At 41.5% G+C, this 14,048-nt stretch carries 14 protein-coding genes; 3 read left to right on the top strand and 11 right to left on the bottom strand.

Translation table 11 applies throughout. From position 1 onward, the window contains the following. Positions 1 to 14 precede the first annotated feature (14 nt). The 10 genes from BO219_RS02495 to BO219_RS02450 form a co-directional block, all read right to left on the bottom strand. A complete protein-coding gene (locus BO219_RS02495; RefSeq protein ID WP_077428264.1) occupies positions 15 to 1,205 on the bottom strand; it encodes an MFS transporter in 1,191 nt (396 codons plus the stop codon). A gap of 126 nt (positions 1,206 to 1,331) precedes the next feature. Then, positions 1,332 to 3,020, bottom strand: a complete 1,689-nt coding sequence (locus BO219_RS02490; protein ID WP_077428262.1) for a formate--tetrahydrofolate ligase — start codon at positions 3,018 to 3,020, stop codon at positions 1,332 to 1,334. A 173-nt stretch (positions 3,021 to 3,193) separates the two neighbouring features. Continuing rightward, positions 3,194 to 4,312, bottom strand: a complete 1,119-nt coding sequence (locus BO219_RS02485) for an RNA-guided endonuclease InsQ/TnpB family protein (RefSeq protein ID WP_077428260.1) — start codon at positions 4,310 to 4,312, stop codon at positions 3,194 to 3,196. 183 nt (positions 4,313 to 4,495) lie between these two features. After that, a complete protein-coding gene (locus BO219_RS02480; RefSeq protein ID WP_077428258.1) occupies positions 4,496 to 5,413 on the bottom strand; it encodes an aldo/keto reductase in 918 nt (305 codons plus the stop codon). 172 nt (positions 5,414 to 5,585) lie between these two features. Further along, positions 5,586 to 6,353 carry a YhfC family intramembrane metalloprotease gene (locus tag BO219_RS02475; protein WP_077428256.1) on the bottom strand — a complete coding sequence of 256 codons (768 nt, stop codon included), beginning with the start codon at positions 6,351 to 6,353 and terminating at the stop codon, positions 5,586 to 5,588. Then, positions 6,350 to 6,976 (bottom strand): SdpI family protein, encoded by a 627-nt coding sequence (locus tag BO219_RS02470; protein ID WP_077428254.1) that lies wholly within the window; start codon positions 6,974 to 6,976, stop codon positions 6,350 to 6,352. The genes BO219_RS02475 and BO219_RS02470 overlap by 4 nt, the downstream gene beginning before the upstream one ends. Continuing rightward, a complete protein-coding gene (locus BO219_RS02465) occupies positions 6,973 to 7,251 on the bottom strand; it encodes an autorepressor SdpR family transcription factor (protein ID WP_003397448.1) in 279 nt (92 codons plus the stop codon). The genes BO219_RS02470 and BO219_RS02465 overlap by 4 nt, the downstream gene beginning before the upstream one ends. Before the next feature lie 155 nt (positions 7,252 to 7,406). After that, a complete protein-coding gene (locus tag BO219_RS02460; RefSeq protein WP_006321821.1) occupies positions 7,407 to 7,724 on the bottom strand; it encodes a YbjQ family protein in 318 nt (105 codons plus the stop codon). Positions 7,725 to 7,835: 111 nt separating this feature from the next. Then, positions 7,836 to 9,551 (bottom strand): assimilatory sulfite reductase (NADPH) hemoprotein subunit, encoded by a 1,716-nt coding sequence (gene cysI, locus BO219_RS02455; protein ID WP_077428252.1) that lies wholly within the window; start codon positions 9,549 to 9,551, stop codon positions 7,836 to 7,838. Between the two features lie 11 nt (positions 9,552 to 9,562). Further along, complete coding sequence (locus BO219_RS02450; protein WP_077428250.1) at positions 9,563 to 11,344, bottom strand: assimilatory sulfite reductase (NADPH) flavoprotein subunit; 1,782 nt, start codon at positions 11,342 to 11,344, stop codon at positions 9,563 to 9,565. 136 nt (positions 11,345 to 11,480) lie between these two features. Between BO219_RS02450 and BO219_RS02445 the strand changes: the two genes are divergently transcribed. Next, positions 11,481 to 12,362, top strand: a complete 882-nt coding sequence (locus BO219_RS02445; protein ID WP_003397454.1) for a LysR family transcriptional regulator — start codon at positions 11,481 to 11,483, stop codon at positions 12,360 to 12,362. A gap of 38 nt (positions 12,363 to 12,400) precedes the next feature. Here the strand turns inward: BO219_RS02445 and BO219_RS02440 are convergent, their stop codons facing one another. Then, entirely contained in the window at positions 12,401 to 12,580 is a 180-nt protein-coding gene (locus tag BO219_RS02440; protein ID WP_003397457.1) for a small acid-soluble spore protein H, read from the bottom strand. 150 nt (positions 12,581 to 12,730) lie between these two features. On the opposite strand from BO219_RS02440, the gene BO219_RS02435 reads away from it, so the two are divergent. Together BO219_RS02435 and BO219_RS02430 are read left to right on the top strand one after the other, a co-directional pair. Beyond that, a complete protein-coding gene (locus BO219_RS02435; protein WP_077428248.1) occupies positions 12,731 to 13,027 on the top strand; it encodes a transposase in 297 nt (98 codons plus the stop codon). 8 nt (positions 13,028 to 13,035) lie between these two features. After that, positions 13,036 to 13,917, top strand: coding sequence for an IS3 family transposase (locus BO219_RS02430; RefSeq protein WP_077428246.1), 882 nt, complete (start codon positions 13,036 to 13,038; stop codon positions 13,915 to 13,917). The last annotated feature ends 131 nt before the right edge of the window (positions 13,918 to 14,048 follow it).

Genomic DNA, 14,048 nt, shown 5'->3' with positions numbered 1-14,048 from the left:
CTTCCCGCTTGCCACTATGCTTCTTTCGGCAACCAAAATGTCAACACGCCAAACAAAGGAAGAAAGCTACACATAACCATAAGTGTTTTTAGCGTATACACGTCTGCAATTTTTCCGAGTGCAACCGCTCCAAGCGCTCCCATTCCAAATGCGAGACCCACAATTAATCCCGATGCCATCCCGACATTTCCTGGAAGCAATTCTTGCGCATAAACAACAAAAGTAGCGAAACTAGACGATAAAATAAAACCCGTGACAAAAATAATTGGCAAAACAAAATGAAGTGGCACATATGGCAAAATGAGCGCAAACGGTGCCGTACCGAGCGTGGATGCAAAAATTAAATTTCGTCTCCCAAATCGATCAGCAAGCGGACCGCCAAAAACGGTACCGATCGCTCCAGCAATCATAAAAACAAATAAATAAAGCTGCGCTTGACGAATAGAAATACCGTAATACTTCATTAAGTAAAACTGATAGTAATTCGAAATTCCTGCATAATACCATGAGCGTGCAAATACTAAAAGAACTAGGAGGATAAGTGCAAATATAATCTTTTGACTTATTTGTTTCTTTTCTCCCATCGTTTCCTTCCGGTGTTTGTTCACTTGATGCAATTGAACAGCATACCACTTCGACACCCAAAATAAAATGAACATTCCAATGGCTGCAACAATGACAAACCAACCTGCTCCCTTTTGACCAAATGGAACAAAAATGAGCGCTGTAAATAACGGTGCAAGGGCATTCCCTGTATTGCCACCAAGTTGGTAAATGGATTGAGCGAATCCTCTTTTCGCCTGTGCAGCAAAATAAACGACACGCGAACCTTCTGGGTGAAATACAGCTGAGCCTAATCCGATAAATAAAACGGATAATAGAACAAAGAAAAAATTAGGCGCAAACGCCAACCCGATCATCCCTAACATGCTCGCTCCCATGCCGAGCGGCAAAAAACTCGGCGATGGATAGCGGTCGGAAAACAATCCGACAACCGGCTGTAAAATAGAAGAAGTCATGTTCAGGGTAAATGCAATCCAACCAATTTGTGTATAGGACAATTTCATTGACGACTCTAAAATCGGAAATAAAGCCGGAACAACAGCTTGCATCGCATCATTTAGCAAATGACCAATACTAATGGCAATTAAAATCGGATACACGACAGTTTGCATATTTGCACGCTGTTCAACACTTGCTTGCATTTTCCTCTCTCCCTATAAAACAAATGGAATACTTACATTATAATACCTTCTGCCAACATTTCAATTTTTTTGTTTACTCATAAAAAGCGCCTCATCACACAGATGAGACGCTACCTTATTGCTCACTTAGAAAAGTCCGCGTGCGTTTCCATGTTCGTCGATATCCATCTGAAGCGCTGCTGGTTGTTTCGGCAAGCCTGGCATCGTCATGACATCCCCTGTTAAGGCGACGAGAAATCCAGCGCCAATCGATGGTTTTAATTCGCGCACTGTGATCGTGAAATCGGTCGGGCGGCCAAGCTTTGTTGGGTCATCGGAAAGCGAATATTGCGTCTTTGCCATGCAAATCGGGAGCTTGTCCCACCCAAACGATGTAAATTGTTCGATTTGCTTTTTCGCCTTGTCAGAAAAAGAAACGTCGTTTGCGCCATAAACAATGCGGGCAATTTTTTGGATTTTATCCGTAATCGGTTCATCTAATTCGTATAACGGAGTGTACGTGCTTTTTGTATTTTCGATTACTTCTAATACTTTATGAGCTAAATCAATTCCGCCATCCCCACCTTTTTCCCATACTTCCGTTAACGATACAGGATATTCTTTTTCTTCACAAAATGTCGTTAATGCTTGAATTTCTTTATTTGTATCCGTAATAAAACGGTTAATAGCAACGACAAACGGCAAACCAAACGCTTGAATCGTTTCAATATGTTTCTCTAAATTGGCTAGTCCTTTTTTTAATGCTCCGACATTTTCGCTCGCTAGTTGTTGTTTCCCTACCCCGCCGTGCATTTTTAACGCCCGAACCGTTGCCACAATGACAACTGCTGATGGTTCAATTTCTGCCGTGCGCGCTTTAATATGTAAAAATTTCTCCGCACCTAAATCCGCACCAAATCCCGCCTCTGTCACAACATAGTCCCCAAGCTTTTGCGCCATTTTTGTTGCGATAACGCTATTGCATCCGTGAGCGATATTGGCAAACGGGCCGCCGTGCACAAGCGCAGGTACATGTTCTACCGTTTGGACTAAATTCGGTTTTAGCGCATCTTTTAATAAAAGTGTGAGGGCTCCCTCGGCGCCAAGATCCGCTACGGTCACAGGTTGATGATCCACGTTATATGCCACAACCATTTTTGCTAAACGTCTTTTTAAATCTTGCAAATCGGTTGCTAAGCAAAACACCGCCATGATTTCAGAGGCAACGGTAATATCGAATCCGTCCTCGCGTGGCACGCCTTGCGTCGGCCCACCTAATCCGACCACGACTTTACGTAGTGCACGGTCATTTAAATCAACTGCTCGCTTCCAAACGATGCGGCGCGTATCGATTCGTAATTCATTTCCTTGGTGAATATGGTTGTCAATAAGCGCAGCTAAGGAGTTGTTCGCGGTCGTAATCGCATGTAAGTCTCCTGTAAAGTGCAAATTAATGTCTTCCATCGGCAACACTTGTGAATACCCTCCACCTGTCGCACCGCCTTTTATTCCCATCGTCGGACCAAGGGAAGGTTCCCGCATCGCAATTATCACTTTTTTACCCATTTTATGTAATGCTTGACCAAGCCCGACAGTGACCGTCGATTTTCCCTCTCCCGCTGGCGTTGGATTAATGGAAGTCACTAAGATGACTTTACCATCTTGTTTCGTCGCTAACCGCTTCAGTGCATGAAGGGAAATTTTCGCTTTATAATGCCCATACGGTTCAATCTCTTCTTCTAACAAATCCAGTTCACTTGCAATGTCTTGAATGCGCTTTAATTTCGTTTCTTGGGCAATTTCAATGTCCGTTTTGATCTTCGTCGTCGTTGTCATTGTTCAGTCCCCCAGTATAAAAATAATCCCCCCTTATTTTAGCACGATGACGTCAACTACCCAACGACTAAAGTCGTGGGCTTGCAACTCCCCAGAAGTGCAAGCGGATGTTATCCTCCTTCCTTCACTTGGGGTTGCATCAGGGCAGGTTGACAACTACCCAACAACAAAAGTCATGCTTTTGTTGTTTCTTCAACGATGTACTCGATTCCTTTTCGTTGAAGATTCATCGCACCAACTCGGTCATCGTTTGATGTGTATTGGCATGTTTGGCAACAAAACGTGTGCGTTTTCTTATTTCGGTTTGCTTTCTCTGTATGTCCGCATTTTGGACATGTTTGGGATGTGTATGTTGGGTCTACCACAATCACTTTGGCTCGGTGTTTGTGTGCTTTGTACTCGATTTTTTGTCTTAAATCATAAAACGCCCAAGATACCATTTCATACCGATGGTTAACGGACACTTTTTCTGTTCTTTGGCGAACACCTGTTAAATCCTCTAACACAAACAGCGTGTTCTTACCATAACGCTCAACGAGTGCCTTACTGATGCAATGGTTGACATCTTGCATCCAACGGTTTTCTCGTTGACCGATTTTCTTTAATCTTCTACGAGCAGACGGAGTTTGCTTTTTTTGTAGTTGTCTGCGGAGTTGTTTATACTTTGCTCGTTTGTGTTTGATGTGTCTACCTTTGAAAAATAGCGTCTGTCCGTTTGAATCATAAACAGTCGCAAGAAAATTTACGCCCATATCTACGCCAACCACTTGGCAAATGTGATGAAGGTTTGCTTCTTCCATTTCTTTGGATACAGGAATATGGAGAAACCACTTTTGATGTTTATTCACTAACTTTGCTGTTCCAAACGTCCATGTTCCGTCGAAATACGTTTCAAGTCCTTTCGTTTGAAAAGGAACTTTGATTCGTCCTTCTAACGTATTGATGGAAAACAACCCTTTGGTTAGGCTGTAATCTCGATTAAAAACGAGGTCTATTTGCGGTTTTTTAAACGCAATCTGACAACGCTTATGTCCATTGGTTTGGTTGGTTTTATATTTTGCAATCACCGTTTTTAACACAGACTGTGCCATTTGAGATTTTAAGCCAAATGTAGAGCGAAGTTTGCGGTACGTCATCTTGTGAAGTTTGGCTTGCACAAGGGTGTTTTCTTTGTATATCACTTCCGACACCGCATTGCACGCATCACGATATGCTTGCATCGTTTTTTGAAGAAGTTGTTCTTGTTCAGATGTCGGTAAAATTTTAATTTTTGCTGTTAAAGTCAATTTCATGTCCTCACCACCTTTCACTAATTTTATTTTATATTTTTTTAGTGAAAAATAAACAAAAAAAAACGCATTCCTCCCCATGCTTGAAAGCAGGGGTTTCCTGCGTGATTAATCATGAAAATACGACAGAGCCTAAGCAATGAAAAAACACTTTTTCAGCAATCGCCAAAAAAGTGTTTTCATCAATTACGGCAACCGATGACCTGCCGTACGGTAGATTTCGTACCACTCTTGTCGAGAGAGTTGCACGTGACTTGCTTGGCAAATGTCTTTTAAGCGAGCAGAGTTTGTTGTGCCGACGATCACTTGCATGTTCGCTGGATGGCGCAAAATCCAAGCGACAGCAATCGCTGACTTGCTTACTCCTTTTTCCTCCGCTAACCGTCCGAGTACTTCATTAACTTCTGGAAATTTTTCGTTGTCAATGAACACTCCTTCGAAAAAGCCGTATTGGAATGGAGACCATGCTTGGATGGTGATATTTTTCAGGCGACAATATTCTAAAATATGTCCGTCGCGGTTCAGTGCTCCGTCAAATAGCGTATTTGCTTGAATGCCGCTTGTCACTAAATTCGCATGCATAATACTGAACTGCATTTGGTTCGCGATAATCGGCTGTTTAACGTATGCTTGCAATAGCTCAATTTGCATACTATTGAAGTTACTCACCCCGAAATGCCGAACTTTTCCACTTTCATGTAAACGTTCAAACGCCTCTGCTACTTCTTCTAGTTCCATAAGCGTATCCGGTCGGTGTAAAAGCAACATATCTAAATAATCAGTTTGAAGTCGCTTCAATATGCCGTCGACAGATGTTAAAATATGCTCTTTTGATAAGTCATAATAGCCATCACGAATCGAACATTTGCTTTGAATGTGAATGCGTCCGCGCAAATGCGGACGAGAAGCAAGCACTTCGCCAAACAGCTCTTCACAACGCCCTTTTCCATAAATATCTGCATGGTCAAACATCGTAATTCCTGCTTCAAGCGCTTCGTCTATATACCGCGATAGCTCAGAAACAGACATTCCCGAAATTCGCATGCACCCTAACACAATTTCTGAGGCTATTAGCCCAGAGTTACCAATGTTTATTTGTTTCATTTGTCCATCCTCCCTTTTTACTTTCGCTTTGAATCTGCTTCTGTGGCGAACTGTGCTCCGATTAACTCAATAACACATAAAATAAAAATATACAATATACCCATAAAATTCTCCTCCCTTATGCCTTTGACACGAGCATAAGGTATGAAACGCGTTTCGATGCAATATGTTTTTAAAATTTTTCTGCTATACGTCGAATGAAGACAAGTGAAGCGATTGCCAAAAAAGCAAAGATTGTTTCGATCACCCAAACATTCGAAATGATTTTCACTTGATATAACGCAGGGACTACATCAATTAACGTATGAATCAAAATCGCATACACCACATAACGGGATTGTCCTTTCCGAACCCCGTATAAAACAAGAAGCGAAAGCGCAACATGAATCACTATCGCAAATGTTCGCTCGATACCACCTAATACATACATCCAATCAGGCTGATTTAACATAGTTTTGAGCATCTCCACTTGCGTAGCAGGAAGAGAGGAAGCAATTTGCTCAAACTGCCCTGTTTCGATGAGATGAGAAATGACCATCATGTTCACAGCGCTAAAAGCACCAATTAGCACAGCTTCCATTCCTCCATGTCCTAAGCCAAATGATAGCCCGTCCCCATACGATCGATTGTTTTTTAACATGAAACGAAATCCAACATATCTCCCTATCTCTTCAAATACTCCGGCTGCTAAAGCTCCGTAAGCGACAAACGCCCAAACGCTACTTGTTCCTTTTAGTGATGTGCCGCTCGGATCAATTACGAGAAAGTGAAGCATCTTCTCTAACACTTGTGAAAATAAAACAAAAATAAGCAAACCGACACCGAACGCTTTCCAAGAAAGCCATCCTTTTTTTCGTCCATATATGATAAGTGCGAAAGGAACAATCAAAGAAAGAAACAACTGAATAGACATCCCAACCAAATCGATCTCCCCTTTCATTTACGCGAAAATAAATACGACTGGATAAACAAATACATCGTGCCACCAAATACGATGATCATAAGAAAAATAAAGCGCCACACACTTGTTACAAATATCGTGAACATAATCAATACACCCATGATAACAAACACTTTTCCACCGACACGGTGCGTTTTTTGCCAAACTACTTCATTTTCTAACGTCCAAGGGGTGCGAATGCCGATAAAATAGTTTGGTTTGATTTTTGGCATATAATTGCCAAGGACAATAAATAAAACACCCACCCCGATAGGCACAACAATATCAACTTGCACAGGAAACCCGAGATTATATGCGAGCGTCACCACATGTATGCTAAATAAAAACAAAATAAATACATGTAAAAAAATACGATATACTTTTTCAAATTTCTCGTAGTTTTCTTTGCGTGGATCCACTTTCGGCAAAAAGACGATGAGAGCAACAATTCCTGTTAACAAAATCGGTAATAATAACGCGCCCCACCATTTGTTTGTAAAGCCGTCAGCTTCCCCTGCAGCATTCCAATGAATCGCTACTTCACTTGGCAAAAAAGGGATCGCTAATAAGCTCAATACATAGCTGCATGCAATGAGAATAATAATAAATAAGTGCTTTTTCATGATTCATCACCTTCTTTTTGTAATATGTCATAAAACCAGCTCATTAAATCTTGGAAAACAGTTGTGTTCAATGAGTAATAAATATGCTGACCAACCCGTCGATCTTCCACTAAATCGGCTTGTTTTAATATTTTTAAGTGATGGGAAACACTCGGCTTTTGCATATCGAAATGTTCAGCAATTTCCCCTGCTGTTAAATCTCCTTTTTTTAATAGTGATAAAATTTTCCTACGATTCGGATCAGCAATCGCTTTAAACGCCTCGTTAAATGACATTTTTTCACCCACTTTCTTTTAGATATTTAGACAAATTTCTAAATATCATCCAAAAAAATAGACATTTAGATAAATTTCTAATTACATAATATACAAATTCACACTTGAAATCAAGTAAAAAGAAGAAGCTGCTCGAGCTTCTTCTTACATCCCTACTATTCCTTCAACTTCACCGCTGTACCTGTCGCAATGCACATCATCATTCCGTCGCGCAACGTTTCAAAATCAAGATCGACGCCGATCACTGCATTTGCTCCCATATTGCGCGCCTTTTTTACCATTTCTTGCACGGCCATCTCCCGTCCCTCAGCTAACTTACTTTCATATGTCCCACTTCGACCGCCAATAATGTCGGTAATGCTCGCCAAAAAATCGCGGACAACGTTAGCTCCTAAAATGACCTCACCAGACACTAAGCCGAGATATTGCTCAATTTGTTTTCCTTCAATGCTATTTGTTGTTGTAACGATCATGTCGATTACCCCTTTCTGTAAATAAAATGAGCCCCTTTATTATATTCTCCACCGTTCAAAATCATCCTTTTTTACAAACAAATCGGCTCTCCCAACGGAAAGCCGATTTGTTTAATCATGAAAGTTCGTTCCATCTGTTACTTCTTTTACGATACCGACGCGAATGACAAAGTCGCCAAAACGTTCACCATCAAAGCGTTCTTTTGCATAACGAGAAAGAAGCATACGAAGTTCAGATAAAATTTCTTTTTCTCCGATATTTTCCCGATACAATTTTCCAAGACGACTGCCGTCAAACGCTGCACCGAGATACATATTATATTTACCGACGGATTTGCCGATAAATGCAATTTCTCCAAGCACATGACGGGCACAACCGTTCGGACAGCCGGTCATGCGAATCGTGATTTCTTCGTCGTGAAGCCCGTTTTCTTCGACAATTTCCTCAATTTTATCAATGAGTGTCGGCAAGTATCTCTCCGCTTCTGCCATCGCTAATCCGCATGTTGGCAACGCCACACAGGCGAGCGAGTTACGGCGAAGAGCACTATAATGTTTCCCATCTGTTAATTTGTATTGCTTAATAAGCGTATCAATTTCTTCTTTTTTCTCACTTGGCACATTGGCGATGACTAAGTTTTGGTTCGCAGTCAAGCGAAAATCGCCCGTATGAACTTTCGCAATTTCTCGCAAACCTGTCATTAACAAATAATCATCCGTATCTTTCACTCGACCACCTTCGACAAATAGGGTAAAATGCCATGTTCCGTTTACCCCTTCAACCCAGCCGTAGCGATCGCCATTATGTTCAAAATGATACGGGCGCGCTTCTTCTAGCTCAAAGCCGAGCCGGCGCTCTAATTCTGCTTTGACAGCTTCAAGACCTAACCGATCAATCGTATATTTAAAACGGGCGTGTTTTCGTACGGAGCGATTGCCGTAATCGCGCTGAATCGTGACGACTTTTTCTGCCACATCAATGACTTGTTCAGGTTTACAAAAACCGATCACCTTTGCTAGCTGTGGATATGTCGTACGGTCGCCATGCGTCATTCCCATTCCACCGCCGATCGCCACGTTAAAACCAACGAGCTTTCCTTGTTCAACAATAGCGATAAAACCGAGGTCTTGCGAAAACACGTCGACATCGTTTGACGGTGGAACAGCGATACCAATTTTAAATTTCCGCGGCAAGTACAGCGCTCCGTAAATCGGCTCTTGCTCTATTTCTGGTGTACCGGCCACTTTTTCTTCATCCAGCCAAATTTCGTAATATGCTCTTGTTTGTGGTAATAAATGGTCACTTAACATTTTTGCCCATTCATACACTTCCGCATGTATTTCTGACTGATACGGATTCGGGTTACACATGACGTTTCGGTTCACGTCACCACATGCCGCTAACGTTGTCAATAGCGCATCATTAATCGCTTGGAGCGTTTTTTTCATATTCCATTTCAATACGCCGTGAAACTGAAACGCTTGGCGTGTTGTAAGCTTTAATGTCCCGTTGGCGTATTTTCTTGCTAGTTCATCCATCGCAAGCCACTGTTCTGGTGTTGCTACTCCGCCTGGCGTACGAACGCGAATCATAAATTGATATGCAGGTTCTAACTTCTGTTTTTGTCGCTCTGCTCGTAAGTCGCGGTCATCTTGTAAATAACTTCCATGAAATTTCATTAGTCGATTGTCGTCTTCTGGAATACCAGCAGTAATACGGTCTTCCATCGTTTCTTTTAACGTGCCGCGCAAATAGTTGCTCTCCCGTTTAATGCGCTCAACATCGCTTGGCGGTCCATCTGGTGGTGTTAATACAAACTTTTCCATTCATATCCCCCCTAATATACATCGCGCTGATATCGTTTTTGTTTTTGCATCTCAGCTATATACGCTTCTGCTTGTTCGCTTGTCATGTTTCCTTCTTTTTCAATCACATGAATAAGCGTTTGATGTACATCGCGCGCCATATGCTGCTTATCACCACAAACGTAAACGACAGCTCCATCTTCAAGCCAGCGGAACAGCTCCTTGCTTCGTTCTAGCATGCGATGCTGCACGTACACTTTTTGATCTGTATCGCGTGAAAACGCAACATCCATTTTTGTCAACACACCATTTTTCAACCAAGCTTGCCATTCTGTTTGATAAAGGAAGTCGGTCACGAAATGTTGGTCACCAAAAAACAGCCATGACTTTCCTTTTGCACCAATCGCCTCACGCTCTTGCAAAAAGCTGCGGAACGGCGCAACCCCTGTACCTGGTCCAATCATAATAATTGGTGTATTCGCATCTTTCGGCAGTTTAAAGTTCGGATTGTGATGAACGAACACCGGAAGTTGATCACCAACGTGTAAACGTTCCGCACAAAACGTCGAACAAACACCTTTACGTAAACGTCCGTGCGCTTCGTAACGCACTGCACCAACGGTGATATGCACTTCTTCTGGATACGCCGCTAAACTGCTTGCGATTGAATAGAAACGGGGTTGAAGCTTCCGTAGAGAAGACACAAACTGATCTGGCGACATATCCCACGGACCGAAATCGCGAAGAACATCGAGCACATCGCGCCCTTTCATATATTCCTTTCTTTTCACTTCTTGCTCAGAAGAAAGGAGCACATGAAAATCTGGATGGCGTGAGAACGAAACAAGCGATTGCAATAATTGCTCAGTTAAGACGGTAATTTCTAATCGGGAAAGCAGCACTTCGCGTAACGGTTCTTCTTTTCCTTCAACAGAAACCGGTGTGTCTGGATTCCATTTCATTTCTTGAATAATGAGATCGACAAGTTCTGGATCGTTTTTCGGGAAAACACCAAGCGCATCGCCTGGTTCAAACACAATACCTGATCCTTCAAGCGATAATTCAATATGGCGTGTTTCTTTGTTCGAGCCGCGTCCATTTAAATTGATATTTTCTAATACTTCCGCTTGAAACGGATGCTTGCGCGAGTAGTTAGAAACAGGTTTCACTTGCGACTGCTGGGGAAGGATGGTGACGGAACCCCCACCTTGCTTATTCAACTCACTAAGCACCCCATCAAGCCACTTCGCCGCTGCTTCCTCATAATCGACATCACAATCAACGCGTTCGTATAACCGCTCTCCTCCGAGTTCTTTTAGCCGTTGATCGAAGTCTTTTCCTGTTTTACAAAAATGTTCATACGACGTATCGCCAAGCGCCAATACCGAGAAGCGCAGATGGTTAAGTTTTGGTGCGCGCTTGCTATGGAGAAATTCGTAAAATGATAAAGCATTATCTGGCGGTTCCCCTTCACCATACGTGCTAACGACAACAAGCAACGTGTCGATTTTTTTTAAGTCGTTTGGTTTGAAATCAAGCATCGATAAAACATGAACATGAAACCCATGGCTTTTGAGTACTTCTCCAGTTTTTTCCGCCAATTTTTGTGCATTTCCTGTTTGTGAGCCGTAAAGGATCGTTATTTCTTTCGATACGTGGGCTTCTTGCTGTACCGCTGTGCTCGCAAATTCGGTAGCAGCTAAATATCCGCTTAACCAAAGCTTTTGCGCTGGCGTTAATGTCGGCCAAAGTCGGTTGAGCAAGTCAACTTGTTGTTCGTTAAATGGGCTATTCGTCACTTGAAACGGCAACATCTTTCACCTCTCGTTTTTCTACTATTCCTATAAATCAAGTATGTTTTATTTGACTTTACCGCAAAAAATAAAATTAGTAAAATAAATATAAATTATCAGAACTATTTATTTTTTTAATGATTAAGGGGCGATAGCTGTGTACGACGAATTAAAAACATTTATGACTTTAGTAGAGGTGAAAAACTTCACAAAAACTGCGGAAATTCTCCATCTATCCCAACCAAGCGTCAGTTTGCACATTAAAAATTTAGAAAAAGAATTTCAAACGAAACTATTTATTCGTTCGCCAAAAAAACTACAAGTGACAGCGACTGGCGAATTACTTTACGATCGAGCTAAAAAAATGATTGCCTTGTACGAACAAACAAAACAAGATATTTTAGAATACCACGATTGTGTGAAAGGAACGTTGAAAATCGGGGCTAGTTTTACGATCGGGGAATACGTGCTTCCTTCTTTTTTACTTTCTTTACAAGACGATTATCCAGAACTACACTTCGAAGTGATGATTGGCAACACGAAGGAGATCGTCGAGCTTGTCCGTTCATATGAAACCGATATTGGCTTAATTGAAGGGCAAACGAACGAAAAAGAATTGGCTGTTTATCCATTCATGCAAGATGAGCTTGTCATCGTGGCTTCAAACGATCACCCGCTCGTTCACAAACAAGAAGTATGTATAAGCGATCTACAAAATCAAATATGGATTACGCGCGAATTAGGCTCTGGCACACGTGAATACTTTAACCATTTTATTCGTTCAAATGGATTAAAAATTAAATCGCTCATGATCATCAGCAGCAATCAAGGAATTAAAGAAACGCTAATGCGTGGAAATGGATTAGCCTTTCTTTCGCGCCATGTAATTGAGCGCGAATTAAAACAAGGTCACTTATCGATCGTCTGTTTAAAGCACCCCCCTTTTTACCGAACGTTTTCTTATCTTTATGCACCGACAATGAAAAGCAAAAAAATTGTTCATTTATTTATTGATTTTCTCGAACGAAAAAAGATGTAACGAGCACGGCTATCCTGCTCTGTTACACCCTTTTCGTCTTAATGCTCTGCTAGCTGTGACACTGGAACACGCTGTTGATTTTCCGGATTGTCTAAAAAATGGATTGTTGCCGTTTCCGTTTGCGCATCGACATGTTCGATATATACCGATTTTCCATTATACGTTACATTTTTCATATCGGGCGATTGAGCAATTTGTTGCGCACGTGTTACGTTCATGTTGTTTCCCTCCCTTCAAACGATTATTATCATCTACGTTTCACGTTAAAAATATACAAAAAAAGAGCACCCACAAGGTGATATGATCCCCTTATAGTAGACAGAAAAAAGAAAGCCCATTAATCTGTCTACTATGGAGGGGATTTTTCTATGGGAAAAATACGAAAAACCTATGATGTAACGTTTAAAAAGAAAGCGGTGGATTTGTATTTGAAAGAGGGCATGGGCTCTAAAACAGTGGCGAAAGAATTAGGGATTAGTGATTCTATGGTACGTCGATGGGTGAAACGTTATGAACAGGAAGGAATCAAAGGACTGGAGGAAAAACGAGGAAAGGCCAAAGGACCAGGCAAAGGAAGACCGAGAACTCGCCCAGAAGATCCTGAAACGAAAATTAAACGTCTTGAGGCGGAAGTAGAGATGCTAAAAAAGCTCTTAAAGAGGTGAAAGGGGGAATGGAAGCCGTACCAGCTCACAAGAAGTTTGCGATCATTCAAGAAATGACGGGGCGTTATGGTTCGATTCAAGAATTATGTAAAATCGCAGGTGTGTCTCGAAGTGGATATTACAAGTGGGGAAAACAACAGGAACACCCTTCTCAAAAGCAATTGGAAGACGAGCAGCTAAAGAAAAAAATCAAGGAGTGCCATGAAGAATTGAAAGGAATCTATGGATATCGGAGAGTCCAAGTCTGGCTTCAACGGAAATATAAACTGAATATCAACCATAAACGAGTACAAAGATTGATGAGAGAGATGGGAATCCGCGCGGTAATTCGGAAGAAACGGCCTTATTACGGAAAGAAAGAGCCTTATGTCATTTCAGACAATCATCTAAACCGGGATTTCCATGCGTCAAAGCCAAATGAGAAGTGGGTTACCGATATCACCTATTTAATATTTAATGGGCAAAAGCTCTATTTGTCCGCCATTAAAGACCTATACAATAATGAAATCGTAGCCTACCACATGAGTCGAAGAAATGACGTCAAACTGGTGATTGATACGTTAAAAAAGGCCATAAAAAAACGGAATGTAAATGGCCTCCTCCTGCATAGTGATCAGGGGTTCCAGTATACATCCCGTCAATACAACAACCTACTAAAAAGATACAATATAAAGGCCAGTATGTCCAGAAAAGGAAACTGTTTGGACAATGCCTGCATGGAAAACTTCTTCAGCCATTTCAAGGCAGAGTGTTTCAATCTGTACTCTTTCCATACAGCCGAAGAGGTAAAGGATGCCGTACACAAATATATTCGTTTTTATAACCACCAACGTTTTCAAAAGAAATTAAACAACCTGAGTCCTTATGAATATAGGACTCAGGCTGCTTAAACGTGCTTTTTTATTTCTGTCTACTTGACAGGGGTCACTTCAAGGTTGGTATGCTGCTCTTATTTTTTATACACATGAATCGAAAGTCCTTTTTTTCTCATAAACATATGTGAAAATAAAGGAAGAACAGG

It is taken from the genome of Anoxybacillus kestanbolensis, assembly GCF_001996285.1.
GTDB classification, from domain to species: domain Bacteria; phylum Bacillota; class Bacilli; order Bacillales; family Anoxybacillaceae; genus Anoxybacillus; species Anoxybacillus kestanbolensis_A.
Note: the sequence above shows the minus strand (reverse complement) of the source record. Positions and strands in the feature narration are given on the sequence as shown.